We start from the raw sequence: 26,320 nt of genomic DNA on the forward strand, positions 1-26,320 counted from the left end.
TTGTCAGCGTGCAATCCACATTCCGAGAAAGTTCTCGGCCTCCGGCACCGACGAATACAGTCGCAGCTCGTCGACAATCCCGCTGAGCGCAGCTCGAAGTCGGGCTGAGGCGACTTTGGTCATGGCCTCAAAATGGTTCGACAGAATGTCACAGCCATCGGCGATCTCCGCAGCCTGAATAGAGTTCTGCGCCAACCGGATCTGCCAGGCGGTGCGTTCACGAGGATATGCTGCGGCGCCGTCAATCGCGGCTCGTATATATGTCGCCGCGCCCCGGTGCTCGCCGAGGCTCATGAAAGTCAGCCCGGTCAAGCCGCTGAGCTGGGCTTCGGACATGTTCACCAGGTAGTCCGGATCCTGTCCCCCGGTCGAATCGAACGCCCGGTGCGCTCGGTTCACCGCAGCCACTGTGGCGGCGCGATCGCCGATCACGCTGTGCGCCTCAGCCTCCCGAATAGCAGCCAATGCCCGCAGCTTCGGTCCACCCGCACGCCGTGCCGCGAGCTGTGCGGCTTCGGCCAACTGAACTCCCTCCTTCGGCCGCGAGCCTTCCCGAAATGACAGTAGACAGGCATTGATCCACGCGTGGGCTGCTGCAATGCTGTCGCCCGAGGCTGTCGCGGCTTGGGCGGCATCGGCGTAGTAGCGTCTGGCGTCATTCCAACGACCGGCGTCGTAGTGAACCCAGCCCGCAGCTGTCATCACCCCGGCAGCGGAGGCTGTCAAGGATCTGCCGACTGTGTCGGTGTAACTGCCCAGATCGAGCAACTGCTCGACGTAGTACACCTCGTTGGCCGCGACGTCACACAGCCGATCACCGCCGACTATGAGCTGCAATTCATGGATCTGGTTGACACTCTTCGTAATTCGCTCGATATCCGCTCGGCCGACCTGCGTTCCCCTGGATACAGCCACATCCGAATTCCCGCGCCTACCCGACAGAAAGGCGGTACCAGCCGCCCCAGTTTTGAAGAATTGGCGTCTGTTCATGTCCGCACCATCATCCGGTTCCGTCAGCAGCGTGGCAAGCGGTACCTGCAGCGCCCTCGCCACCCGGCGGAGAACGCGAACGTCGTAGACGGCCGGGCCGTCATGCTCCAACTGCGAGACGGCAGGCTGCGTGAAGTGAATAAGAGTGCCGAGCTCCGCCTGCGTCATGCCGATGGCTTTGCGCATCCGTCGGATGGTGCCGCCCGTGGTGAGCATGGTGGGCTACCCCGCTTCGTGGCTATCGGCGTTGTCCGTCAAGGGGTTTCACGCCGGTAACGCATTTTATACCGATATCCGTATGTCTCAGAAGGGTTCAGAATATCCGGTCCGGAATAGACGGTTTACGGACTTACGGTCGGCTCCATGAAATCGCCTCCGCGCGTCCGGCACATCCGCATTGAATCCGGCGCCCTCACGCTGGACTATCAGGCCGGCGCGGAACAGATCGACGACGTCATAGCCGAACTGAGCCTCGATACAGGCGTCGTGATCACCGTGGACGACAACGTAGCTCCAGACCTACCGAAGCTACCGTGCGCTGAACTCTGGGACTGACGAAACCTGAGGTGGGGTGGACCCATTGGATCATCGAGATTTTGTCAGAGCCGACGGAGCACTCGCCGAATGCTGGTGCCACGTTCACCTCCTGGACCTCACCCGAGAGCGTGCCGAGCAGCTGCTGTACATCCACCGCCATCACCGACCCGACGACTGCCTTGTACATCTAATGGCGGCAACGTTGCTCGCCGAGGAAGGCGATGGCTGACTACCTATGGGCAGCGCCGCCCGGCGTGGATCGCTTCGGCCATGGCTGCGCGCTCGACCTCGGCGAAATGCTCAGCGCTGTCGCGGCCCCGGGCGCGTTCATAGTCGGCGGCGATATGCGCCGCGGCAGTGAGCAGCTTGTCCCGCAACGCTTCTTCGGCGAACGCCGAGAAGGTGATGCCGAGCGCGGCGGCGAGTTCCCGGGACTGCGCGAGCACGGTGCCGTCCACACTCAGCGACGTATTAGCTTTCACAACACGAATTATATGAATGATCGAGATATCGACAGGCACATTCGAGGCGGTACGACGTCCCGCTGCGGCCCGGTTCGTCGGCGGCCTAGACTCGGCGGCGTGTCCAGTGCCGAGTCAGTCGCCGCCGCGGTCGGGGGGCGGCAGGCGCGCTGGCAGCCGCACAATGATGAGCGGCGGGAGCGGATCATCGGGGCCGCGATCGAATTGCTCGATGCGAGTACGGCTGGCGCGGAGCTGCCGATGCAGCAGATCGCAGAGCAGGCCGGGCTCGCGAAATCAGTGGTGTATCGGCAGTTTTCCGGGCGGGAGGACCTGGATCGGCATGTGCGCAGTGCCATCTGTGCCGAGTTCGCGGCGACTGTGGATGCGGCACTGGATGTCGGCGACGGGTCGATCAGCACGATTCTGTCGCGGGCGGTCGGGGCGGTGGTCGATTGGATCGCCGAGCATCCGCGCCGTGACGAATTCGTCCGCAGGGGGCCAGGAGTCGGGGATCCGGACGATCTGTCGGCGATGGTCGGACTGCAGGCGGAGATCGCCGGGCGGGCTCGCAGGTTGGTGTCGGGACTGGCGGGGGTGGTCGGCGTCGTTGATGAGCCGGCGGTCGACACCATGACCTTCGCCATCGTGTCGATGACCGAGACGACGGTGAACCGGTGGACCCGCGACCCGAATCCGGCGCTGACGCGTGCGGAACTGGTTGCGGCGGTGTCGGGTTACGCGTGGAGTGTGCTCGACGGAGTCGCGCGCGGGCACGGGCTGACGCTCGACCCGGAGCGTCCGCTGCTCACGGTGTTGAGCGAACTCGCGGCGAGCTCGCTCCCGCTGGAATGATCCGCTACGCCGCGCGCCGATCCGGTTCGCTGCGGTAGCGCGAGGCGACGCCGTCGATATGCAGCATCGACCACAGTCGCCGCGACACCGGATTCATCATCCCCAGATCGCGGGCGAGCGCACGCATATCGCCGAAGTAGCCCGACAGGATGCGGCGCGAATGCGGGCCCTCCCAGAAGGCTTCGCGCATCACCTCTTCCGGGATGTCGAACTGCGCCGCGAACGACCGCGGCGGGGCCATGATCTCGCTCGCGAGCCAGCGCATGGCCAGCGGGAACGCCACCGAGGAGACCGCGCGCCCGGCCTTACCCATCCGGGACAGATGCGCCTCGAGGAATTCCCCGGCGAAGGAGATGTGCCGCGCCTCCTCGGCGACGTGGATCTCCATGGTGCGCAACACCGCCGGCGGCACATTGCCGCCCTGCCGGATCAGCGCCTTCTGATAGTGGTCGATCGGCTCCTCACCACCGAGAATGCCGATGAACAGAATGACGTGCGCATAGCCGCCCGCGACACCGATGAACGGCGAGAGCATCTTGAACAGCGGCCGCATGCCGGGCACATCCACGCCGATCCGATTGACCAGCTCCTGGAACATCTGGATGTGGTTGCACTCCTCGGTCATCTCGTGGAGGCAGTAGCGGAACTCCGGAGAACCGTTGGGCAGCTTCATGATGTACTGCATCATTCCGCGAATGAGGACGCTCTCGAAGGCCGCGCCGACCTTGATGGCATTGGCGATCCGCCAGCGGCCGATCTCGATCTGCCGGTCCAGCGGCAGGTTACGGTACCACTCGGTGGCGCCCAGCGGATCGTATTCGGGGGCCAGCACCCAGCGCGGATCGTGCGGATCCAGCTGGAAATCCGGTGCATCCCAATCGATATCGAGATACGGATCGAATCTGCGGTGCACAGATCCGTCGGACAGGGTGGCCAGCGCCGCGCGATAGTCGGCGTCGAAGAACTCGGTGCGAACCGAATCGGACAGCGTCATCGATGTCTCCTCGTGCAGTGGGGCGGCGCAGGACCGCCACCCGTTCCGAGGATATATGGGACTCGCGGTCCCACACAATAGTTTCGGCCCGTCGGCACCGGACCGGGACCAGATCGTCCCCGTTCGGCGCCGAATTCACCGGGAAACGCTCTTGAGTGCGGCCAATAATCCAGCACCGGCATAGATGGCGTACGCGGCCCCGAGCATGGCATCGGAGGCATCACGCCACTGCGCCCGCACCGGCGCCGGGACGTCCTCGAGAGTGAACTGCTCGTAGTCGATACCCGCGCCGAGCGCCTTGCGGCGCATGGTGATGTCGGCAGCGATACGGTGCAGAGCTCCCCGCTCCGGCGGGCTCCACACACCGCCGAATCGGCGCGTCTGCAACTCGGCGGTAATGGCGGCCAGATGCTGATAGCAGCCGATCTGCCGGCGCAGTGCCGCCGGATCGAGCGCATCACCCTCGGCGGCCGCGACGACGCGCCGGTGATCAATGTTTTGCACGGACATTGCTGGTGATCCTTCTCATCACATGCAACCGAAAGCTACGTCCCAGAAACGGGACTCTGCTTCCGAAATGGGAGCGATCTCTCTCCAGCCGGTGCCTTTCGAACTATAGCACAACCGCATGACGGAGCCCGTGGTAACCGGACAGCAAACCTGCTGTGCCGCAACACTTTCGGCGATTGACACACGTCATTGCCGATTGACTAGTGTTTCTGGCGTGCGCTTTCCGGGATCTTGGCTCTGTGTGGACGTCATCGCGACACGATTGGCGGCGGCGGAGGACATCATCATTCACAGCGCAGCGGGGCTACGGGTGGCCAAAAGACTACGCAGGGCGGACATGGCCCTCGGATTCAACAAAGAGGGCCGGGTGTTGTTCGAGCAGCTGGTCCGGGAGGCGCTCACCTTCGGCCCGCGTGCGGACCGGCAGTCCCGCGCCGGGTCGATCGAATTCCGCACCCACTGGGTGCTGACACCGGACGAGGTTCCGGTGGGGCTGGTCGTATGGCTGGGCCCCGGGCCGGTCCCGCCCCGGACCGATTACAACAGCTGGATAATGGATCTCGAAGCCGTGGCCACCTCCAGCGCCGGCGACGATCTCGCGAGCATCGGCGACGGACGCCGGGTCGGTGAGTACCGGCCGATCCGCGAGCTACTCAAATTCATGAACCCCGATGACGTGCAAGCGTTCTTGAGTCTGTACTACGACGCCCGGACCGGGCCGAAAGGCATACGGGCGGAGGCGTATTGGTCGGTGCTCCCCACCGGCACCGACCAATTCACCCACTTCTGGTCCTCGGCGATAGTCCCGGAAGCCGGTGCGCTGTTCGTCCACGGCATCACCGTGAAGCTCGCGCACCGCGAGTACACCCCGCAATCCACGCGCGGCATGATCACCGGCGGGGGCACCCTGGTCATCGTGGACCCCGGCACTCGGGTGCCGGTCACGGTGTGGGGCAAGCTCACCGATCTGCTCGCCGACGACGGTGTGGTGGCCGAACTGCTGGGCCAGCTCGATATCGACAAGATCAGCGCCGATGCGTCCGCGCTGATCGAGGACACCGTGACGCTCGCCGGCGGCGGGCGCTATCACGCCTCGGCCTTCCTCATGCCCACCTCACAGAAGCGGCCCGTGCATCCACTGGCGATCATGTTGCACACCGAGGGCGGTACAGCGGCCTGACCTCAGCGGCCCGATCAGCGTTCGCGCCGTGGATGTCTGGCGGTCCACAGGGCCATCGATCCCCGCATCTGGATGTCCACCAGGCTGAATTCGCGTTCGAGAGCAGCCCGCAGGCCCTCGAGGTCATCGTCTTCATTGTGGAAGATGCCATTGGAGTTGAACGCTCGCGAGGTGGCCCGGCTCAGCCAATTGGTGGGCACACCGACATTGAGCACGGTCGACCCGAAGAACACGCCGCTGCCGGCGAGAGTGTCTGCGATATGCGCGAATGCGATGCCCTTGCTGTCCCAGCCTCCGGGTACGCAGTGCATCAGCAGACTCGCGGCGACCGAACCGTATCGGCGGCGCTCGACGGGCAGCGGCTGGAGTACGGATCCGATATGCACCTCCGGATCGAGGCCGCGGGCGCGCAGGCGGTCGGCGGTCACGGCCAGCGCGGGTTCGCTCAGATCGACGAGGGTGAGCCGGGGATGAGTGCTCGGGTAGGTCGCACGGCGCAGGAAATAGCCGGTGCCGACCCCGATATCGAGATGATCGTTCGAGATATTGCTGTCGTAGAGTGCCCGCAAATGTCTTGTGGGGCAACGCCACACCAGATGGTTGTTGAAGCCCAGCACATATAGGTCGTAGATGTTCAGCCAGGTGCGCGAGTACGCGCGAGCCCCGGCTAGTTCGGCGGTGGTGACATCGATCCCCATAGCAGGTGACCCTCCGTGAAGCACGCGGCGCGAAACCGCTCGGCACAGGTAGCTCTGCTTGGGGCGCGGGAGCACTCTCTCCGGCCCGATGCGCTTCGAATCATAACCGCCGACACTGCCGGTCGCGACTCAAACAGCTTTCGCCCGTTGATATTTGACCGAATCCCTCAAGCGGTCGGCCAGTACGTCCACTGATGAGGGCGGAACAAGGTCGGGTGCACGGGCAGCTCAGAACCGGGACCGTTGAGTACTTTTGCCAGCTCATCGGCTTCCGCAGGGTCGATCTCGCCTCCCGATGCGGCAACGCCGAGTACATCCACCGCCCACGCCCCCGGCGTCACATTCTCGTGCGTCCAGGTCGGCAGCCAGGGCATCAGCTTGACATGGATTGCGGGGCGAAGTCCCCTGGCAGCCAACAACTCCCATAGCGCGCCCAACTGCGCCGCACTCGGAGACGGATGACGGAAGTACACCTCGGGAAGTTCGGCGATGACGCGGTGCCAGGCGATCGGCGCATGGACCTGGCACACGGCCAGCTCACTCCCCTGCGCCCGGTCCAAGCCGTAGACATCGCCCGTATTGTCGCCCGTGCCGTCGTGCCAGTGCAGCGGCCGGTGCGACCACGGTTCGATCACCTGCCACAGCGCCGGCGGCATCGCCGCACGCAGTTGCTCGGTGAATCGCGCCAGATGCCGATGTGACAGATCCGGCCGGAAAGCCCCCGACTCCACGTTCACTCCTGCCGATCGACCCCGTCCAGACGTGTTGCCGGACAACGGGCATCGTCTCACAGGACCAGCGACGAATCCGCTATCACCACGTCAAGCATTCACCTCGGCTACGCGGGGCCTGGTGTCGTAGGACTCGACATCGAACCTCCGAAGCTTCTGCCGGAAGCGGAAACTGAAGTCCGGCCACAGCGTGGCGTTCTTGCCGTTCTTGTCCAGGAACCAACTGGTGCAGCCGCCGGTCACCCAGACGCTGTCGGCCATCTTCTCCTGCAATTGCTGATGGTAGTTGTCCTGCACGTCCTTTCGGACCTCGACCGATTGCAGACCCTGCTGCTCCATCGTCTTGATCGCGTCGAGAACGTAGTTGATCTGGGATTCGATGATGTAGATCAGCGAGGTGTAGTTCAGCCCGGAGTTCGGGCCGAGCATGACGAAGGCGTTCGGGAAGTTGGCGACGACCGTCCCCTTGTAGGCCGAAATACCCTCGGCGTCATACAGTTCGGACAGTGTGCGCCCATCGCGGCCGCGGAACACCTCCCATGTCGGCGAGTCGGTGACCCGGAAGCCGGTGCACAGCACAATGGCGTCCACCTCACGTTCGGTGCCGTCCTCCGAGACGATCGAGTGCCCCCGAATCTCTTTGATGCCATCGCTGACCAGATCGACATCGTCGCGAACCAGTGTGGGGTACAGCTGATTCGAAATCAGCATGCGCTTGCAGCCCAGGCGGTAGTCCGGGGTCAGCCGCTTGCGCAGCTCGGGATCACGGACCTCGTACCGCATCTTGATGCGTGCGATCAGCTCCAGTAGCACCGCTGCCTGCGGGAACTTGGTCTGCAACACCACGAACAGCTCACGGTTCGCGTAGATGGCCGCACGGATCAAACGCTGCAGGCCGGGAACATGTTTGAAGGCGAAGCGCTCGAACGCCAGGTACCGGCGTCCGAAATGCGGCAGCACCCACTGCGGAGTGCGCTGGTAGACGTCCAGGTGCGCGACCTCGGAGGCAATGGACGGCACGATCTGGGCGGCCGAGGCCCCGGCGCCGATCACGGCGACCCGGCTGCCCGCCAGATCGGTCTCGTGATCCCAGCGCGAGGAGTGGAAGATCTTCCCCTCGAAGGTGTGAATTCCCTTGATATCCGGCAGACTCGGCTCGCAGAGCACCCCGACCGCGGAGACCACGATGTCGGCGGTGAACTGCCCCTTATTGGTCTGGATCTCCCACCGGGAATCGGTCTCGTTCCAGCTGGCACCGGTCATTTCGCACCCGAAGATATGCTTGTCCCGGACGTCGTACCGGTCGGCGATACCGCGGATGTACCGGTGAATCTCCGCCTGCGGTGAGAACGATCGCGTCCACTCCGGGTTCAGCGCGAAGGAGTACGAGTACAGGTGCGAGGGCACATCGCAGGCCGCACCCGGATAGGTATTGTCCCGCCAGGTGCCGCCGACGTCATTACCGCGTTCGAGCACCACGAAGTCGGTGTACCCCTCCTGGCTGAGCCGGATGGCGGTGCCCAGCCCGGCCAGACCACTGCCGATGATCAGAACATGCTTGTGTGTCATGGTGCCCCTCACCGGGATTCGTAGATGCGCTTGTGGCCGGAGAGGGCGGACAACCGGTATGGGCGGCTGGTCTCCTCGAGGGTGGGGTGGTACATGCCGTCGGTCGGCGAGTGCGCCTCGTGCAGTTCGCGATAGCGCTTGTAATCGAGCGTCTCCCTTGTGCTGATGGCTTGCCGATTGGCATCGGTGCGCAGATGCTCGGCGTATCCGGGTTGCACAGTGCCGCTGAAGAATTCGGCCACACTGCCGGAGCCGTAGCTGATGAAGGCGAGCGCCCGGTCGGTCAAGTCCCCCGCGTGATCGAGCAGCGACATCAGCCCGAGGTAGAGCGAGGCGGTGTAGCTGTTGCCCACCGTGCGGTTGTAGAGGGTGGTGTCCTTGATCGCGGCGTCGATCTCGGCCGCATCCGCGGTGTGGCCCTGGCTTTCGAGCAGGTGGCGGTGCGCCTTGTACGCCATCTTGGTGAAGGGCTGGTGGTAGCAGAACGCGGCGAACTCGGTGAGCTCCCGGCCACCCTTGCGCCGGTAATCGGTCCACGCCTCCTGGGCGGCCTTCTGATAGGCGTTGACGGAGGTCTTGCCGTCGACCATGGCGGCGGTGCTGTAATTGGGCCGCCAGAAGTCCATGATGTCGGCGCTGTAGAGCCCGGACTGCGGATCCAGTTGCAGGATAGCCGGATTCGCGCTGACCAGCATGGCGACCGCGGCGGCGCCCTGCGTCGGCTCTCCCGGGGAATCGAGCTCGTACTTGGCGATATCGGTCGCGATGACCAGTACTCGCTGCGACGGATCGCGGGCAATGAGCCCGGCGGCGAACTGCAGCCCGGCAGTGCCGCCGTAGCAGGCCTGTTTGATTTCGACGACCCGGGCGGTATTGGGCAGGCCGATCAGCGAATGCAGGTAGAGGCCCGCTGCTTTGGACTGATCGACACCACTTTCGGTGGCCAGCAGCACGGTCCGGATATCGTCGGTGCCGTGCCGGGCCAGAATGGGCCGCGCGGCCGCCGCGGCAATGGTGACAATGTCCTCGTCGGCGGCGGCCACGCTCATCTTTTCCTGGCCGATACCGAGGTAGTACTTGTCCACGTCCACGCCGAGCCGTTCGGCGAGTACCGCGTGATCCAGGGCGTAGTGGGTGGTGGCGAACGAAAGGTCGTGTATCCCGACCGGCTGTGTGGTCATCGCTGTATTCCGTTGCTCGAGGTGGGCCGTTCGAATTGGGTGTGCGCGCGCATCAATTCACCGCGATTGGTCTGCGCCGCCATGAGCGAGAGTTCGCCGCACAGCACAGTGGCCGCGGCGAGGACGGCGAGCCGGCGGGCATTGCCGCCCGGCTCGCGTTCCGCCCGGCAACCCAGGCGAGTCAGGTTCTCGTCGACGAAGCTCGCGTGTTTGCCGTTTCCGACCGTGCCGACGATGAGATTGGGCAGCGTGCACGAGAAATAGAGGTCGCCGCCGCGATCCTCGGCATGGGTGATGCCCTGGGATCCTTCGACGATATTCGCGGCGTCCTGCCCGGTGGCCAGATAGAACGCGAGCAGCATATTGGCGTAATGCGCATTGGCGGAACGGATTCCACCGGCCAGCAGCGTGCCGATCAGGTTCTTGCGGATATTCAGCTCGACGACCTGCCGGGCGGTGGTGTGCAGTCGGTTCTCCACGACGTCCCGGGGTATGAGCAGTTCGGTGACAACGTTCTTGCCACGGCCCAGGATTCCGTTGACGGCGGTGGCCTTCTTATCCGTGCAGTAGTTCCCGGAGATCGAGCCGTACCGCACGCCGGGCATCGTCTCGAGAATGTGATCCATCAGATGATCGCTGGCGAGCGTGGCCATATTGTGGCCCGAGGCATCGCCGGTGGTGAATTCGAAGCGCAGGAACAGCAGGTTTCCGGTGATCTGGTGGTGCAGATCGATGAGTTCCGCGAATCGGCTGCTGCCCGCGACCACCGCCTGCAATTGGGCGAATTCGGCCTTGAGCCGCGTGACGGTGGTGTGCGCGGTGTACGCGTCATCGGCTTCGAGCAGGATCGAGCGGGTCATGCGCTCGTCGATAAGTGTTGCCACCACGCCTTTTTCGGTCAGCGTGGTGATTCGCGCGCCGCGCCCGACCGAGGGCCACAGGGGCGTTTCGTAGGTCGCCAGGGGTACGTCCACGCTGTCGTCGACGATATTGCCGGTAATCCGCAGCGGTCCCACCCACTGCATCGGGACTGCCGCATAGGACATGTCGTTCATGGGTGACTCCTTCTCGAATTCTTCGATTCGCTCCACCAGGAGCTCCGGTGGGCATAGGAATCCACGTCGATACCGCGCAGCCCGCAGAATGTGGCCACGTCACCGGTGAGCAGCAGATCGCATCCGGCCAGATCCGCGGGTGTGCGGGCGCCGAGCACGGTCAGTAGTTGCCGCAGTTGCCCGAGCCAGGTATGGATCGTCTCGACCAGCGCCGCCTCATCGCGGCCGACCACTATCTCGAGGAAGGCTCCGGCGACGCCGGTCGCCTTCGCGCCCAGGGCCAATGCCCGCGCCATATCGATGGGCGAGCGAATGCCACCGGAGGCGGCGATATCGATTCCCGCGACTCCTGTGCAGTCCAGCAGGCAGTTCGGCGTGGACTGACCCCAGCTGTCGAGGAAGCCGAAATCCGCGGCGGGGCGCCGGTCGTTCTCGATGCGGGCGAAATTGGTGCCGCCCCGGCCGCCGACATCGGCGACCGCGACCCCGGCCTCGCGCAACCAGGTGACGGTCTGCCTGCTGAGACCGAATCCGACCTCCTTGACAATCACCGGAACGGGACTGTGCGCGACGATCTGCTCGATCTGGCCGGGCCAGGACCCGAAGGACCGGTCGCCCTCTGGCATGACGACCTCCTGCACCGCATTGAGATGGATCTGCAGGGCATCGGCCTCGAGCAGATCGATCGCACGATGCACCTGATCCACGGTTGCCGTCGCGTTCACATTCGCCATGACGAAGCCGTGCGGATTCTCCTGTCGCAGTACGCGATAGGTGCCGGCGACCTCGGGATCACGGAAATAGGCGCTCATCGATCCGGAGGCGATCGGAACCCCGGTCTCGCGGGCGGCGATGGCCAGCAGCCGGTTGATCTCTCCGGTCCGGGGGCTGCCTCCGGTCATCGCATTGACAAAAAGCGGTGTGTCCCAGCTTTTTCCGGCGAACTCGACCGCCAGCGAAACGTCCTGGCTGTCGATTCCCGCGAGCGCATGGTGCACGAAGGTCACCGAGTCGAAATCGCTGGTGCCGCTGTCCTGGCGGCGCTGGCTCACGGCATGGCGCACATGGTCGTCCTTGCGGTCGGCGATCATCGACACTCCCCTTCGGATGGATGTGTCCGCAGCGGCAGCGGCCGGATACCCGCGGTGACCCAGCGGTCGGTGAGTTCGTGCAGCGCGGCGGCGCGGGTGCGGTCGAGGAGCGCGATACCGCAGTCACCGCCGCCGGCGCCGGAGGGTTTGGCCGCGGCGCCGACCGCCTCCCCCGCCTCGCACAGCGCCTCCAGCAGCGGCGTCATGATGCCCAACCCCGCAGTGGTGTCGAGGTCGATCAGAAGATCGCGGGCGCAGCGGATCTCGTCACTGATGCCGTTCGAGTTGCCGGCTTCGAGGGCGGCGGTGAGTCGTTCGACGCATGCGTTGCTGTGCGACAGGAAAGCGGTGCGGTCGCTCAGCTGCCGCGAGCTGTTGCCCAGTCCGGCCACCAATGCCGGTGTGGATGCGGGTTCTCCGGTCCAGCCGACCTGCATGGTGAGCTCGGTCGGCGCCGGCAGCGGGTGCACCGCGAGTCCCGGCCACGGCGCACTCAGTGCGGCATCGACCCCGTTGTGCGCGAGCACCTCTGAGACCAGGGCGCGGTCGGGCGAGCGGTAGGAGATCCAGCCGCCCCAGGTGCTGGCGGCGATATCGCCGCCGGACGCCTTCGGATTGATCGATACGGTGGCCAGCATCGCCAATCGGTACCGGTCCATCGCGCTGAGCCCGAGCCCGTAGAAGCGCCCCAGGGCCGCAACGGTCGCCACGGTCACGGCCGCGCTCGCGCCGAGGCCGAACTTCCTGCCGTCCGCGTCGCCGAGGCCGCTGCTGATATCGAGCCGGTAGGCACGCGCGGGGATTCCGCGCTCGACGAGCAACCGATCGAGCACCGAGACGGCCGCGAAGGCGTATGCGAACGACGCCGGCACGGCACCGTCGGCGGTCGCCGGGATCATGCGGTCGTCGACGCGTCGGCACGATAGCCTCACACCGCCGTCCAGATCCGAATGCAGCTGCGTATCAGCGTCTTTCGACTTGCTCACCGTAGCCTCCGCGAAGCGATCGACCGCCGTGAGAACCGCCAGATGACCCGGCTCGACCACGGCGTACTCACCGGCGATGAACAGCTTGCCCGGGGCGCGGGAGGTGATCATCGATCACCTCCCGGGACCAGCGTCGCGCCCGGTCCGAGATGCGCGGTGCGGGTATCGACGAAGTCGCCGACCGCACGCAGGGTCGCGGCCACCCGGTCCTCGTCGGCGCGGGCGCACAGGACGGTCACATTGGGTCCGGCATCGATCGTGGCGTAGGCGGCAATGCCGTCGGCGCGCAGCGCCAGTACCGCATCCAGCACCGCGATCGACTGCGGCGAGAGGTACCGGATCGGCGGCCTGGCCATGAGCATGCTGGCGTGCATGCCCAGGGCATTGCGCTCGGCGATCTCGCCGACGGCCGGAAGGTCTCGGCGTTCAATCGCTTTACGCATCTCGTCGAGCGCGAGCGCCGAATCGCCGGCCCATCCCGGGTAGAGCGGGGAGCTCGCGCAGGTGCGCCGCATGGCCTCGCGGCTCGAGACCGCCTTCTCCTGGTGATCGGTGACGGCGACGATCAGCGCCGGGTCCAGTGCCTCGCCGCCGATCGGTTCCGCGTACGAGCTCAGATCGCCTGCTTCGCCCTCGCCCTCCCCCGCATGCCAGACCACGAATCCCCCGAAAATGGATCGGGAGGCCGAACCGGAACCGCGCCGGGCCAGCCGCGACAGTGCGCGGGCATCGGCCCCGAGCCCGTAGGCAGCCGCCGCCGCGCCGGCCAGTGCGGCGAAACCGCTTGCCGAGGAGGCCAGGCCCGCACCGGTCGGCCCGGTATTCGCGGAGACGACCAGGGCGTGCTCACTGCGGCCGGACCGGGCGCGGATCAGATCCAGGAAACGCGCGACTCGGGCGTACGACGCTCCGGTGGCGGTGCTGCCATTGAGCTCGACCACGTCCGACGGCCCCTCGATCAGCCGCACGGTGGTGGTGGTCGGGTAGATGTCCAGCGTCATCGACAGGCTGCCCGTGACGGGAAGGGCAAGTGTTTCATCACGTTTGCCCCAGTACTTGACCAGGGCGATATTCGGATGGGCGACCGCGACCGCCTCGCTGCCGATCTCGACGCGGGTGTCGACTTCCAGCTCTACAGGTGTGAATGTCATTGGCGGGTACCGCGTTCCGGTCTCGTACGGGAAGGGAATGGGTGCTGGCCAGAGGTGACGGGCACGATCCAGGTCTGCACGGCACCGGCCCGGCGCAGCGCCGCGCTCACCTCCGCAGCGGCACCGCCGATGTCGGTGAGCGCGAGAACGCAGCCGCCGAGTCCGGCGCCGGTGAGCTTGGCGCCGTGCGCTCCGGCGCCGACAGCGGCGGAGACGAGCGTGTCGATCTCCGGGGTGCTGACGCCCAGTTCGGTGAGCAGGTCCTGGAAGTCGAGAAGTGTTGCGCCCAAGGGCTGTACGCGCCCCGCCTCCAGGTCGTCGGCGGCGGACTCGACCAGCTCTGTCGCGCGATCGAGAATCCGCCCGGCATCGACGGGGTTGCGATCCAGTGTGCGGCGGACCGCGGCCACCGCATGCTGTGTGGCGCCGGGCATTCCGGTGTCGGCGAGCACCAGCACCGCGTCGAGGCCGACCCGCGTCGGGCGGGCCGCACCCTGCTGGAACCAGATCGGCCCGCACGCGAGCACGGCGCTGGCATCCACGCCGCTGGCCCGGCCGTGCGCGACCTGTTCACCGCACTGCACCAGTTCGTAGAGGGTCTCGGCGTCGATACTCCTGCCGTAAAGCTCTGCGACCGCGCGCACCGCGGCGCCGGCGCACGCCGCGCTGGACCCCAGGCCGCGCGCCGGTGGGATATCGCCGCAATCGAGAACGATCTCGACGACCTCCTCGGCGAGCCCCCACCTCCGCAATGCCTCGTCGACCGCGACACGTGGCCCGGACATCTCGGTGTCGGCGGTGAGCGGGTTGCCCGCCGTAAAGCGCAGTCCCGCAGGCGAATCGGTGGGCTGCGGTATTGTCACCGGTCGCCCCCGCCAGGCGATAGCGCTCACCGACAGGGCGGGAACGGGGAACGCGATAGCGGGCGTGCCGTGCACGACAGTGTGTTCGCCCAGCAGAATCGCCTTACTGTGGGCGCGCCCGGTTCCTCGGGCGATGCCCGTCCGGGCGGTGGTGCGGGTGCCGCGCTCGCGAACTCGATGACTGTTCACGTCGATTCCTCTCCTCACTCGGAAACGGTCGCCTGCGTGTTCCCTGGTCGGGGAAAGTGCCAGGTAGCGGGGCTCTTACGACCGCACACGGAGACGGGCCCGCGCGGCCGGGCTGAGCACCGCGGGAAAGAAGGCCGGAACCTCGGCGGCGTAGGCGCGATAGGCCGCACCGAAGCGAGCGATGAGATCACGCTCCTCCAGGAAGGTGCCGAGCAGGATGTACCCGGTGACCCCGAGCGCCCAGATCAGATGTCCGACAGTGAATGTGCTGGCGAACCAGAAGGAGATCAGCAGGCCGGTCATCAGCGGGTGCCGCACCAGCCGGTACGGCCCCTGCACCTGGAGCCGGTCGACGGTCGCATCGGGCACCCGGATCACATACTGGCGGTAGGCCTGACTGATGCCGAGCAGGTGGAAGTGGTTCAGCAGGATGGTGGCGGCGTAGACCAGCACGAAGCCGAGCCAGAAACCGGCGTCCAAAACCGTTGCGGCCCAACCGTGTGTGGACCAGATCTGCGCCGGAATCGGTTGCCAGCACAGGAAGATCGTCCACATCACAGCGCAAACCATGACGATGTACACGGTCCGCTCGAGGGCCTCCGGCACCCAGCGGGTGATGAACGCCTTGAACGAGGGCCGCGCCATGCCCGAATGCTGCAGGCCGAACAGCGCCAGCAGCAGCACATCGATGACGATCGAGGGCAGCGTCGCCAGGTGCGGCCCCTTGTCCACCGTCTTGGGCAGCCACCAGCCGCCGGCGAACAGCAGCATGATCGGCACGGTGATGCCGGCGAAACCGTATGCGGCGAAGGCGATCAGGAACGGGACGAGCCGAGAACGAGTCGTCAGCACGCCCCGTGCCTGTTCCTGCGTGATCAGATCCATGCGAACCACGGCAGAAAACGATTGCGGACGGTGTCGGTCTCGAGCCGGGTCTCCAGCCGCGCCTTCCACTTGTTGCCGTAGCGCTCGTTGAGGAAGCCCCCGGGCACCGCCAGTCGCCATCCGGACTGGGCCACCATCCAATAGGGAACGATGACGCCGGGATCGACCTTGCGCATGTAGTCGAGCTTGTCCGGGATCTGGCTCCAATGGATGCCCGGGTAGCGGTGGTGCACGCTGTGGTAACCCTGGTTGAAGATCAGGAAGTTGAGGATATTGCCCGCATTGTTCAGCGAGGTGCTGGGATCGTCCTCGTATTCGCGCGCGGGGGCATGGCTGAGCCAGGCGAAGTAGCCGGCGTTGACCTGGGTGATGAAGAACGGGACCCAGTAGAAGAGCACGAACCGGTTGAAATCGACGAAGTACCAGGTGGTTCCGATGATCGCCACGTACAGCGCGAGATCGAAGATGAACTGGTGGCGCGTCTTCCGGCGGCGGGGCGTGGGATCGGCGGCGAAAATCGTTCGCATCGTGTTGTATTTGACGATCGCGCCGTACCTGACCCAGTACCAGATGGCGGAGAGTCCGCGTTCGTATCCGACGGTGGTGGTGACGTCACCGGGGCCATCGTTGAAGCGGTGGTGATTGAGGACGTGCACCTCGCGCATCTCCGCCGCGGTCAGATTGCCCGGCAGCGAGCACAGAATGTCGACCGCCCGGTTCGGTCGCTGCGAGACGAACAGCGGCCGATGGGTGTGCATATGCATCACACCGATGGTGAGCGAGAGATTCAGCAGTGACAGCAGGATGATCAGCGGCACGGCCAGGTACCAGTTGGTGGCGATCGGCACGAACAGGCCGATGGACAGGAACCCGAGCCACAGCGCGATGTGCAGCAGCGGGCCGACATTCGACGGGTACTCGAGCTTCAGCACCCGCTTGCTGAAAGGTACTGCCTCGGAGGCTGTTACGGGTGTTCCGGTGCGAGAGGGAGGCGTTGCGGTGCTCATCGCAGAGCTCCTTGGGTAGTGGTGTCGAGGGGGCGGGGTGCGCGAAGGGTGCTCACGGTCGGGCTCCTTGGGTCGAGGTGTCGAGAGCGGCGAGCTGAAGTGTCTTGGCGAGTGCGGCCATCGCGTCGGGGCGGTGCGCCGGCAACCGCTCCAGCGCACCGAAGGCCAGGTGATCGGCGATCATCATGGCGCGCACGTCGGGGTCCGGGAGTTTGCCGGTGAGCGGTTCGTCGGGCAGGGTCCGCACCAGCGCGAAGGTGGTGTCCACGATCAGCGGCACGATCGAGGAGGACATCGTCCGGGCATCCCCCGAACTCAGCACATCCGTCGCCGGCCCCGGCTCGCCCTCGGGATGCGGAGATCCGTTGAGCACCAAGTGAATCGCCGCATCGGCGGAGTTCCGCACCCGTTCGAGCATCTTGTTCCAGTACGTGGCCGAACATGCCGCCAGGGCCGCCGCGCCGATCGGCCGCCGATAGGGCGCGGGCGCATCGACTGCGCGGCAGAGGAATCCGGCCGTGGTGATCGTCATGTACGCCATCGCGGCGCGCGCTCCCCGGCTCCTGGTGCGCGGGCCCATACGGGCCAGCAGCGCGACGCCGCCCAGCGCCGGGGTCAGCAGCCGCAGCATCACCATGCGGGTCAGTTCTTCGTCATCGGCGGCGCCGTAGAGGGCCAGTTCGCCGTCACGCAGGTCGTTGGCCGACTGTGCGATGACGCCGACACAGGCGGTCAGCTCACGCAGATCCGCCTCGGCGAAGGCGTCTTCGGCGGCCAGGGCACATGCGTAGTGCGTGACTCGCCCGAGTACGCCCTCGCCGTAGGCGAAGCGGGGCAGCGGCGAATCGATATTTCGGGCCATGACGTCGCCGATGTCGACCAGCATGCGGCCGACGCGTTCGCGCCCGTCGCCGGGCAGCGCCGACAGCAGCGCCCGCACATCGGCAATGCGTTCGGCCAGCACCAGATCGACCGCCTCACTGTCGCGGACGGTGACCGCGGGCAGTGGCGGTGGCGGGGTGTCGTCGCCGGCGAGGTACGCCGCCGCGGCGCGCACGGCACTGCTGGCCACCGCGCGGTCCATGAGGTCCTCGTACGCGTCGAGCACGCGGCAGCACAGCAGGGCGGCGGTGGCCTCGGCGCGTAGTCCGGGCGCGAGGAATCCGACTGCGATGCCGAGGTTTCGGCCTGCGGGGATCAGTGCGAGGCGGGCCAGTTCGTCCGGTGTGGGGGCCGCCCGCAGTGCGGCGATATCGGGTGCGCGGCGCAGGTGCCGCAGACCGTAGGCCAGGGTGCCGAGTCTGGTTCCGCTCATCGGGAGATCACCTGCTGCAACAGGTTTCGCAGATCGTCGTGCGCGGGTGAAGCGGGGAACACATCCAGCGCCTTGTCGGCCGCCTCGGTGGCCCGCACGGCGACCGCCCGGGCGACCTGGGTCGCGCCGCTGTCGATCAGATCGTCCTGCAGCGTGACGCTGGAAGTGTCTTCGGACAGCCACATTTCGCGAGCGCCGGGCCGGCTGGACAGCCACTCGATCACCGGCCAGGTCGGCACCCGGCGTTCCAGATCGCCGCCGGCATCCTTGCCCAGCGCCGGACCGCCCTCGATGTCCCGGACGTCGTCCATGATCTGGAAGGCGAGAGCGAGCTGGTCGGCGTACTCCATCAGGGCGTGCAATCGCTCGATGTCGACGCCACCGGCGGTACCGCCGTAGGAACACGAGAGCCGGAACAGGGTGCCGGTCTTCGCGCCGGCCACCAGTTCGTAGTGGCGGCGCAGCGCGGCGTCGTCGACCGAGGGTGGCAGAGTCTCGATGAGCTGACCGAACGACAGGTCCGAGAGCCGGTCGGCGTAGGTGATGCCGGGAGCCTCGCCGACCCGCTCGAATACCACCGGATTGTCGGCCAGCACCCGTGCGACCACCTGTAAAGCTATGCCCGCCAAGTGAAATCCGGCACGAGCGGCGGTGCGGACGCCGAAGGCCGCGGGGACCGACGGTGCATCTCGCCGCAGCAGCGAGCCGTCGCAGATATCGTCGTGCACGAGCGAGGACTCGTGGAACATCTCCATCGCGCAGGCCAGGTCGACGGCATCATCCACCGGCGCCGCGACGGCGCCCGGAAGCAAGCCGGAGCAGGCCAGCACCAGACGGGCGCGCACCCGCTTACCGGGAGCCGCGAGCACGTGACGGTACACGGAGTCGAATTCCTCACCCGTGTACAGGATTTCGCGCAATCTGTGGGTGACCGAGGTCAGCTGGTCGACCGGCGAAGGAGCGTGCTGCTCGACTGGATCCGCCGAGAACTCTGGGCGCACAGCCAGGCCGACACTCTGGCGTTGTACGGACGGTAGCGCGGGGTTGTCCATGGCGCTGAACTCCTTTGGCATGGTCACGGTGGACGGTCAGGGGCAGCGGGCAGCCCCCTGCCCGTCGGGGCCGGGTCAATGGGAGGTGGTTGGCAGAAAGCCGACGACAGTGTCGGCGCCGCGAGGCCGATCCGGTTCGGCCCGGACGCCGCGAAAAGGGGGGCTTCGCCGGACAGTGCCGTCGCCAATGACGCCACAGTTGCGATCGTTCGGATTACCGGATTGTCAATGAGTTCGGTAATAGCACTGGGGGACTGCATGTCTCGTATTCGCACATCGACTCGACACGAAATCGACAGCGGGAAAATGGAATTGGATTCACCGCAACCGGGTCGACACCATCGTCATAGCGAGCCACATTGCCCACGGCGCGTCAATTGCCTCAATACCGTTGTCCCCCAGCAATCTTTGGAAGTTACTGAAGGTAACAGGTACCGAAGAGATTACATGTGGACCCAGCGTCCATGCCTCGCGAAGTGACGAGCGCCACTAAAACCGTAGGATAGCCCACGCACTGCTGAATCGCCCCGATATGGCATGTACCGGCATCGATAACGATTGCCGACGGTGGCGGGTCGGATCGCGAGAGACGTTACCGCCGAGTACGTTTCGGGGTATCAGGTCCGCCCTGAACGGCCTCGGAAGCCCTCTCCGGGGGGCCGGAACACCCCCTTCGACTCCGCGTCCGAGCGGGGCGCATTCCCTGTCGGTGACGCACCGCACGTGCTACCGGCGATACCAAGCCCGCACGCGCCGAACGCCTTTCGAACAATGCAGCGCAGATTGCCTCCGTAGCGGAATTCTCGGCGCCTGTGCCTATGATCCTGGCAACGATGTGACGATAGGGGCTTCTGGATGCAGGCCGACCGACTCGACAAACTCGGTGCACTGGTCAAGCGATTCCGGTACGTGGTGGTGGCCCTCTGGCTGCTGTCGGCCGGAATTCTGAATCTTGTGGTGCCGCAGCTGGAATCGACGGTTTTCGACAACTCCACGCCGATGATTCCGCAGGACACGCCTGCCTCTCGCATGCTGATCGAGATGGGTAAGCAGTTCGGGGAATCGAGCAGTTCGGGGATTGCCTACCTGATGCTGACCGGCGCCCAACCGCTCGATGCGACCGACCGCGCCTACTGCGACAAGATCGTGGCCGCCCTGACCGCCGATCACGAGCACGTCGATTCGGTCATGGATCTGTGGGCCTCCCCCGCCACCGCCGGATCTGTCGTCAGCGCGGACAAGAAGTCCGTGTACACCCAGATCCGCCTGGTCGGCGATACCGGTACCACCCAGGCCACCCGCTCGATCGCCGCGGTGCGCGCCGCAGTGGCAGCTATCCCGCGGCCACCGGGTCTGCAGGCCGATATCACCGGTCCCGGACCGACATTCGCCGACGAGCTCGACGGCATTCACCATGCGCTGGCCATCATCACGCTGATGACCGTCGTGCTCATCTCATTGCTGCTCATGGCGACCTACCGGTCACTGTCCACCGTTTTCGTCGCGCTGCTCACCATCGGTCTGGCGCTGGCGACCGCGCGGCCGGTGGTGTCCCTGTTCGGCGCCCACGGCCTGCCGACCTCGATCTTCTCGGTCGCGCTGCTGTCGGCGATGATCCTCGGCGCGAGCACCGACTATGCGATCTTCCTGATCAGTCGCTATCACGAGGGCCGCCGGGAGGCGCTGTCCCCGCACGAGGCGTATCGGGTCGCCTACCGGCGGATCACGCCGATCATCCTGGCCTCCGGTCTCATCGTTGTCCTGACCTGTGCCACCATGACTTTTACGCGCATCGGGGTGTTCCGCACCATCGGCATCCCGTGTGCGATCGGTGTGCTGATCACGGTGGCGGCGGCGATAACCCTCACGCCGGCGCTATTGACGATCGCCGCCGATTGGGGTCTGGCCGAACCCGCTGCGCGGCCGACCGCGAATTACTGGCAACGGATGGCCGCGGCGGTCACCGGCCACCCCGTCCGCATGCTGGCCGCCTCGCTGGCCGTCACCGCCGCCCTCGCGGCGGTGCTGCCCACACTGGTCATCAGCTACGACGAACGCGCGACGCAGCCGTCCGACACCCCCAGCAATCGCGGATATGCCGCTGCCGCAGCGCATTTCCCGGCCAATGAACTGCTGCCGATCTATGTGCTGATCCGCTCCGATCATGACATGCGCACCGCCCGGGACTACGCTGCGATCGAAACACTCTCCACCGAGATCACCCGACTGCCCGGAGTTGCTGCCGTGCGGTCGATTTCGCGACCGCTCGGAGTCCCCATCCCGGAGGCCGCGGTCGACAAGCAGATCGGCACGGTGAGCAATCAGCTCGGCGCGGCGGCTACGCAACTCTCGGCCGCGCGGCCCGATGTGCAGCGGCTGTCGAGCGGTGTGGCGCAGCTGAACGACGGAGCACAGGCGCTGGCCGCCGGAATGGGCAGTCTCACAAGCGGTTCCGCGCAAGCCGGGCAGGGCGCCGCCCAGCTTGTCGACGGCTCGCACACGCTCGCCGATGGCATCGATCAATTGGCCGGTGGCGCAGTGCAACTCAGCTCCGGCGCGCAGCGCCTGCGAACGGGCAGCGCCGATCTCGCCAATCGGGTGGACCTCGCACTGGCCCCGGTCCAGGGGCCACTGTCGGCCATCGACGGCCTGCGGGCGATGGTGTCGGCCGATCCGCAGTGCGCGGCCACGCCGATGTGTGCCACGGCCCAGGCCGCACTGGCGGCCTTCGACAGCAGCTCGGCGGGCAATGCCGTGAGCGAGCTGGCGCAGCTGCGTGCGGGCGTGCGGGCGCTGTCGGACGGCCAGGCACAGCTGGCGACCGGGATCACCCAGCTCGTTACCGGTCTGCAAACGGCACAGGCGGGTTCGACCGCTCTGGTCGACGGTCAGACTCGGCTGCAGCAGGGAATCGGTGCGCTCGGATCCGGTATCGGACAGGCGAAGACCGGCGCCGACGGACTCGCCGCCGGCACCGGTCAGCTGCACGACGGCGTCACGCAGGTGGCACAGGTATACGACCAGCTACCAGCGGGACTCGATCAAGCCGTCGGCTTCCTGAACGGCCTGGCGCAGAACCCGACCATCGCGCCGGCGGCGGGCGGATTCAACCTCCCCGACCTGGCGATGACGAACAAGGATCTGGCCACCGCCACCAAGATCTACCTGTCTCCGGACGGGCATGCCGCACGAATGATGGTGTTCGGCAAGGCGAATGCGTTCAGCGCCGAGGGCTTGGCGCTGACCCAGCAGGTAGCCGATGCCGCGCGAGCGGCGTCCGCCCGCACCTCACTGGCCGGCGCCAGCTTCGAGACCGGCGGTATGTCACAGGCCTATGTCGATCTGCGAGCGATGGCCGTCCGAGATCTGGCGACCATCATCGCCGCGGCATCGATCCTGATCCTGCTGGTGCTGGCGGTGACGCTGCGCAGCCTGATCGCACCCCTGTACGTTTTCGGTACGGTGCTGCTGTCGTATCTCGCCGCGCTCGGGCTCAGTGTGCTGCTGTGGCAGCATATTCTGGGCAAGCCGCTGCACTGGGCGGTGCCGTCGATGGCCTTCATCGCCCTGACCGCCGTCGGCGCCGACTACAACCTGCTCCTGATGTCACGGGTCCGCGACGAGTTACGTGCCGCGCCCGACGCGGGCCTGCGCGCGGCCGTAGCCCGGGCGCTCAGCCGCACCGGCGGCGTAATCACTACGGCGGGAATCGTTTTCGCGATCACCATGTTCGCGCTGATGTTCTCCGACATCACCAATATCGCCCAGATCGGGTTCACCATCGCCACGGGGCTGCTGCTCGATACGCTCGTGGTCCGCACCGTCATGATCCCGGCAATGGCGGTACTGGTCGGACGGTGGAACTGGTGGCCGAGCCGTATGTCGCGCAACCCCGCCCAGCCGCGAACAGCCGACCCCACCCCGAAAGCCGACACCGTACACACCTGATCGTCAGCCGCTGACCGTTCAACTTCCGCCGTCGGCGGTTCTTCGTCCACGCTGGAGCCGCTCGTACGCCGACATTCCGCCCCAGACGCCGAATCTCTCATCGTGGAGCAGGGCATGATCGAGACACTCCGACCGCACCGCACAGGAATGGCACACCCGCTTGGCGGCAGTGCTCGAACTCCCTTTTTCGGGGAAGAAGGAATCAGGATCGGTCTGGGCGCAGAGCGCTCGCTCACGCCAAGACTCGGAATCGTCATTGCTGAAACATGCCTGGCCAACCCACTGCTGCTTCATATCCACGCCCTCAGTCAGACCATTACCGACATGGCTGGAATCGCTTGCAGGACATTCGGATATGCCGTGCCGCAGACCCCTCGGTGAGCTGAACCTACCGCGTAAGCTAATCATCGGCAACTGGAGAATCACAGCAAAGACGTACCGATATCTGGCAGATTGCCATTGACAAACCCCGAGTGCAACAGCATTTCCCACGGAGCCGAATCGGAACCATCCTGGGAATCCGCCGATTCCAGCACACCCAAACAATCTGCGGCAGCAAAGAACACGCACACCCGCAGACCCCTTGCGGGCAGGGCTATTTGCCGCTCGAAGCTTTCAGAGAGTCAGCCAGATAGCCGGCCAGCGTGAACTCGACGGTCGCTTCGATCGACGCGGCCAGGGTGGCAGTCACCGACGCCATGGCGAGCGCGCGGAATCGGACGAGCATGGTCAGCAATTCAGCCATCTCGGCATGTTGAATCACGGCAGCGCGCAGCACCTCTCGCGATTGCCGGCCGACATGGACGAGGTTGTCCAGGATGGCGGTAATCGGGTCGGCCGCGGATCGGGCCTCGTTGCGTGCGTCAGGATCAGGGCTCATCGCTGTCAAGTATTGATGGCCGCGCGGGTCCGGGTGCTCGCGGGGTGTGCCATGGCCTGGTAGTCCCCGAGGCCGCACACGGCACTGGGTGTTACTCGGTGAGAGCGATGGCGCCGGATGGGCAAATGTTGAGCGCTTCGCGGACGGCGGGCTGGGTGTTGGTGTCCGGGTGGGCATCTCGGACTATGACGAGGCCTTCATCGTCGTCCTGATCGAAGACGGCGGAGGCTGTCAGCGCACACAGGCCGGCGCCGATGCAGATATTCCGGTCGGCAGTCACTCGCATGCGTACTCCTTTCCGATCGGAGGTACACCGGTCACCAGGTGACCGGGAGTTCGTTGACACCCTGGATCGTGGTGCCGGGCCGCAGCGTCAGTCGATCCACCGGGACCGCCAGCCGCAGTGTCGGAATGCGATCGAACAGTGCCGCGAGGATGATCTCGAGTTCCAGGCGGGCCAGATTCTGACCGAGGCACTGGTGGACCACGCCGTTCGGCGGCCTGCTGCGTGGCCTGATCGCCGAGATGAACCGCGATCCCGAGTTCGGGCGGCTCATCAGGGAACGGGTGCACGGAGCCGGGCCCGCGACGATCCGAATGCTGTTGCAGCGTGCTGTGGAACGCGGTGAGGTCGACCGCTCGACCCTGGACTCCCGGCGGGCCATGGTGGCAATCGACCTGTTGCGCAACGAGTTCCTGATGTTCGGCACTCCGATCGATGACGCGGTCATCATCGATATCGTCGATCAGGTGTATCTGCCGCTGGTGCTACGTCCCGATCGCGCACGATGACGCACGTCTGGTACTGCGCCTACGGCTCCAACCTGCACGCTCGCAGGCTCGCGTACTACGCCGAGGGCGGCACTCCCCCGGGCACGACGCACACCTATCCCGGATTCCGTGACCGCACACCACCATTGAAGACCACTCCCCTCACACTGCCGGGGACCGTCTACTTCGCCTGGCAGAGTCTCGTCTGGACCGGGGGTGTGGCGTTCTATACCGATCGGCCCGAACCCGGCTGGCCGCGCGGCGCGGCGGCACGCGGCTACCTGCTGACTCGGCAGCAGTTCAGCGATCTCCTCACCCAGGAGATGCATCGAATTCCCAGCCGGACAACAGATTTCGACATCGACGCAGTACTGGACACCGGCCGTGTGCAGTTCGGGCCGGGCCGGTACGAGACCGTTGTCCACGTCGATGACCTCGATGGGTTTCCTGTTCTGACCTTTACCTCTCCCTGGGATCCCGCGACCGTTGTGCTGCAGAAACCCTCCGCGCGGTATCTCGGTATGCTGGCCGCGGGTCTGCGTGAATCGCACGGATGGGGGCATGCCCGAATATTCGGCTACCTGTCCGAACTCCCTGGCGTTCGGGGATATTGGGAACCCTCGGAGCTGTACGGACTCGCCGGGCCACCCGCGTAGGCGACTCTCGTGATCAACTCCAGCGAACCTTCGTCTTGTGATCGCCGCTCGAGACCAGTTCGATCTTCGTCGGCCGGCCGGTACCCGGGTCGGCGAGGAAAATCATGCAGTCCTCCAGAGTCTGACCGGGTGCGGTCTGCGCCCAACTGCCCTGGTCGGTGCACTTGTCGAACTTGTGCACCTTGGGATCGAGTGGACTGCTGAAGTCCAGGGCGGATTGCACCGACAGGTGTGTCAGCTGCTTGTCGCCGTCATACGCGGCATAGTCACCGTCCTCGCGCAGGTCGCCGGTCTTCTTCACGACCGCGTAGTGCACGTAATACGGCGTCTGCCCCGCGTATTTCGAGGCGTTCTCCAGGCTGGCGAGATCGGCGTTGCTCCCGGTGTCGATTCGCGTGACGCTCACGCCGATCGTGCCGCCCTCGAGGGCCGAAACATCGGCACTCTCACCGAATTTCAACTCCTTGACGCCGTCCGAACACCCCGACACGACGATCACAGCGGCCAGCACGGCCACGCCAAATCCGATGCGCTTCATAGTTTTCCCCCTCGAACCCCTGATCTCCGCCATAACACCCCATGACGTCGGCCTGACGCAAATTGCCGTGCAGCACCACCAGCGGCGGCCCGTCGCCGAGCGCATGAAAGACGACGCGCGTGCCGTCAGCCGAGACGAAACTGCCGGTTAATGTCCACAGGACCCCATCCTGCACGCGTCCCCACTCACCGCGCTTACACAAACCCTCGCGGCCTCAGGCGGCCAAT

27 protein-coding genes and 1 pseudogene are annotated in these 26,320 nt (G+C 65.7%); 6 read left to right on the forward strand and 22 right to left on the reverse strand.

Annotated features, from left to right (window positions below):
• Positions 1-3: 3 nt before the first annotated feature.
• On the reverse strand, positions 4-1,206 hold the full coding sequence (locus tag OG716_RS11705) for a helix-turn-helix domain-containing protein (RefSeq protein WP_405137658.1): 1,203 nt from the start codon (positions 1,204-1,206) through the stop codon (positions 4-6).
• 147 nt (positions 1,207-1,353) lie between these two features.
• On the opposite strand from OG716_RS11705, the gene OG716_RS11710 reads away from it, so the two are divergent.
• Entirely contained in the window at positions 1,354-1,545 is a 192-nt protein-coding gene (locus tag OG716_RS11710) for a hypothetical protein (RefSeq protein WP_405137659.1), read from the forward strand.
• Positions 1,546-1,760: 215 nt separating this feature from the next.
• Here the strand turns inward: OG716_RS11710 and OG716_RS11715 are convergent, their stop codons facing one another.
• Complete coding sequence (locus OG716_RS11715) at positions 1,761-2,009, reverse strand: hypothetical protein (RefSeq protein ID WP_405137660.1); 249 nt, start codon at positions 2,007-2,009, stop codon at positions 1,761-1,763.
• A 99-nt stretch (positions 2,010-2,108) separates the two neighbouring features.
• Between OG716_RS11715 and OG716_RS11720 the strand changes: the two genes are divergently transcribed.
• Complete coding sequence (locus tag OG716_RS11720; protein WP_405137661.1) at positions 2,109-2,843, forward strand: TetR/AcrR family transcriptional regulator; 735 nt, start codon at positions 2,109-2,111, stop codon at positions 2,841-2,843.
• A 4-nt stretch (positions 2,844-2,847) separates the two neighbouring features.
• Here the strand turns inward: OG716_RS11720 and OG716_RS11725 are convergent, their stop codons facing one another.
• Both OG716_RS11725 and OG716_RS11730 read right to left on the reverse strand, forming a co-directional pair.
• Complete coding sequence (locus OG716_RS11725; RefSeq protein WP_405137662.1) at positions 2,848-3,837, reverse strand: diiron oxygenase; 990 nt, start codon at positions 3,835-3,837, stop codon at positions 2,848-2,850.
• Between the two features lie 135 nt (positions 3,838-3,972).
• Complete coding sequence (locus tag OG716_RS11730) at positions 3,973-4,347, reverse strand: hypothetical protein (RefSeq protein WP_405137663.1); 375 nt, start codon at positions 4,345-4,347, stop codon at positions 3,973-3,975.
• Positions 4,348-4,561: 214 nt separating this feature from the next.
• Here OG716_RS11730 and OG716_RS11735 point away from each other — a divergent pair, with 214 nt between their 5' ends.
• A complete protein-coding gene (locus tag OG716_RS11735; protein WP_405137664.1) occupies positions 4,562-5,527 on the forward strand; it encodes a hypothetical protein in 966 nt (321 codons plus the stop codon).
• Between the two features lie 14 nt (positions 5,528-5,541).
• Here the strand turns inward: OG716_RS11735 and OG716_RS11740 are convergent, their stop codons facing one another.
• The 13 genes from OG716_RS11740 to OG716_RS11800 all read right to left on the reverse strand — a co-directional run bounded on the left by OG716_RS11740 (position 5,542) and on the right by OG716_RS11800 (position 19,300).
• On the reverse strand, positions 5,542-6,225 hold the full coding sequence (locus OG716_RS11740) for a class I SAM-dependent methyltransferase (protein WP_405137665.1): 684 nt from the start codon (positions 6,223-6,225) through the stop codon (positions 5,542-5,544).
• Positions 6,226-6,392: 167 nt separating this feature from the next.
• Positions 6,393-6,956, reverse strand: coding sequence for a hypothetical protein (locus tag OG716_RS11745; protein ID WP_405137666.1), 564 nt, complete (start codon positions 6,954-6,956; stop codon positions 6,393-6,395).
• Between the two features lie 90 nt (positions 6,957-7,046).
• Positions 7,047-8,525: a flavin-containing monooxygenase gene (locus OG716_RS11750; protein WP_405137667.1), complete on the reverse strand. Its 1,479-nt coding sequence runs from the start codon at positions 8,523-8,525 to the stop codon at positions 7,047-7,049.
• Between the two features lie 8 nt (positions 8,526-8,533).
• Entirely contained in the window at positions 8,534-9,706 is a 1,173-nt protein-coding gene (locus OG716_RS11755; protein WP_405137668.1) for a hydroxymethylglutaryl-CoA synthase, read from the reverse strand.
• Complete coding sequence (locus tag OG716_RS11760; RefSeq protein ID WP_405137669.1) at positions 9,703-10,761, reverse strand: hydroxymethylglutaryl-CoA reductase; 1,059 nt, start codon at positions 10,759-10,761, stop codon at positions 9,703-9,705. The genes OG716_RS11755 and OG716_RS11760 overlap by 4 nt, the downstream gene beginning before the upstream one ends.
• Positions 10,758-11,852, reverse strand: a complete 1,095-nt coding sequence (gene fni / locus OG716_RS11765; protein WP_405137670.1) for a type 2 isopentenyl-diphosphate Delta-isomerase — start codon at positions 11,850-11,852, stop codon at positions 10,758-10,760. Before fni ends, OG716_RS11760 begins: the two co-directional genes overlap by 4 nt.
• The gene (locus OG716_RS11770) at positions 11,849-12,949 is read right to left on the reverse strand and encodes a phosphomevalonate kinase (RefSeq protein ID WP_405137671.1); all 1,101 of its coding nucleotides are present in this window, start codon (positions 12,947-12,949) and stop codon (positions 11,849-11,851) included. Before OG716_RS11770 ends, fni begins: the two co-directional genes overlap by 4 nt.
• A complete protein-coding gene (mvaD, locus tag OG716_RS11775) occupies positions 12,946-13,989 on the reverse strand; it encodes a diphosphomevalonate decarboxylase (RefSeq protein WP_405137672.1) in 1,044 nt (347 codons plus the stop codon). Before mvaD ends, OG716_RS11770 begins: the two co-directional genes overlap by 4 nt.
• Positions 13,986-15,041: a mevalonate kinase gene (mvk, locus tag OG716_RS11780; protein WP_405137673.1), complete on the reverse strand. Its 1,056-nt coding sequence runs from the start codon at positions 15,039-15,041 to the stop codon at positions 13,986-13,988. Before mvk ends, mvaD begins: the two co-directional genes overlap by 4 nt.
• Before the next feature lie 75 nt (positions 15,042-15,116).
• On the reverse strand, positions 15,117-15,926 hold the full coding sequence (locus tag OG716_RS11785) for a methyltransferase family protein (RefSeq protein WP_405137674.1): 810 nt from the start codon (positions 15,924-15,926) through the stop codon (positions 15,117-15,119).
• The gene (locus OG716_RS11790) at positions 15,917-16,933 is read right to left on the reverse strand and encodes a fatty acid desaturase (protein WP_405137675.1); all 1,017 of its coding nucleotides are present in this window, start codon (positions 16,931-16,933) and stop codon (positions 15,917-15,919) included. The genes OG716_RS11785 and OG716_RS11790 overlap by 10 nt, the downstream gene beginning before the upstream one ends.
• A 52-nt stretch (positions 16,934-16,985) precedes the next feature.
• Positions 16,986-18,248, reverse strand: a complete 1,263-nt coding sequence (locus OG716_RS11795; protein WP_405137676.1) for a hypothetical protein — start codon at positions 18,246-18,248, stop codon at positions 16,986-16,988.
• A complete protein-coding gene (locus OG716_RS11800) occupies positions 18,245-19,300 on the reverse strand; it encodes a polyprenyl synthetase family protein (RefSeq protein WP_405137677.1) in 1,056 nt (351 codons plus the stop codon). Before OG716_RS11800 ends, OG716_RS11795 begins: the two co-directional genes overlap by 4 nt.
• An 855-nt stretch (positions 19,301-20,155) precedes the next feature.
• Here OG716_RS11800 and OG716_RS11805 point away from each other — a divergent pair.
• A complete protein-coding gene (locus OG716_RS11805; protein WP_405137678.1) occupies positions 20,156-23,248 on the forward strand; it encodes an RND family transporter in 3,093 nt (1,030 codons plus the stop codon).
• A gap of 18 nt (positions 23,249-23,266) precedes the next feature.
• Here the strand turns inward: OG716_RS11805 and OG716_RS11810 are convergent.
• The 4 genes and pseudogenes from OG716_RS11810 to OG716_RS11825 all read right to left on the reverse strand — a co-directional run.
• Positions 23,267-23,497: pseudogene (locus OG716_RS11810) on the reverse strand (WhiB family transcriptional regulator); the annotation flags it as partial.
• Between the two features lie 346 nt (positions 23,498-23,843).
• On the reverse strand, positions 23,844-24,137 hold the full coding sequence (locus OG716_RS11815) for a hypothetical protein (protein ID WP_405137679.1): 294 nt from the start codon (positions 24,135-24,137) through the stop codon (positions 23,844-23,846).
• A gap of 82 nt (positions 24,138-24,219) precedes the next feature.
• Complete coding sequence (locus tag OG716_RS11820; protein WP_405137680.1) at positions 24,220-24,414, reverse strand: ferredoxin; 195 nt, start codon at positions 24,412-24,414, stop codon at positions 24,220-24,222.
• Positions 24,415-24,445: 31 nt separating this feature from the next.
• Positions 24,446-24,685: a hypothetical protein gene (locus OG716_RS11825; protein ID WP_405140314.1), complete on the reverse strand. Its 240-nt coding sequence runs from the start codon at positions 24,683-24,685 to the stop codon at positions 24,446-24,448.
• Here OG716_RS11825 and OG716_RS11830 point away from each other — a divergent pair.
• Both OG716_RS11830 and OG716_RS11835 read left to right on the forward strand, forming a co-directional pair.
• Positions 24,654-24,920: a TetR-like C-terminal domain-containing protein gene (locus OG716_RS11830; protein ID WP_405137681.1), complete on the forward strand. Its 267-nt coding sequence runs from the start codon at positions 24,654-24,656 to the stop codon at positions 24,918-24,920. The genes OG716_RS11825 and OG716_RS11830 overlap by 32 nt on opposite strands.
• Positions 24,917-25,555, forward strand: coding sequence for a histone deacetylase (locus tag OG716_RS11835; protein ID WP_405137682.1), 639 nt, complete (start codon positions 24,917-24,919; stop codon positions 25,553-25,555). Before OG716_RS11830 ends, OG716_RS11835 begins: the two co-directional genes overlap by 4 nt.
• A gap of 13 nt (positions 25,556-25,568) precedes the next feature.
• On the opposite strand, the gene OG716_RS11840 is transcribed toward OG716_RS11835, so the two are convergent.
• Positions 25,569-26,093 (reverse strand): hypothetical protein, encoded by a 525-nt coding sequence (locus OG716_RS11840; protein ID WP_405137683.1) that lies wholly within the window; start codon positions 26,091-26,093, stop codon positions 25,569-25,571.
• Positions 26,094-26,320 lie beyond the last annotated feature (227 nt).

The organism is Nocardia sp. NBC_01388 (assembly GCF_045040085.1).
GTDB lineage: Bacteria > Actinomycetota > Actinomycetes > Mycobacteriales > Mycobacteriaceae > Nocardia.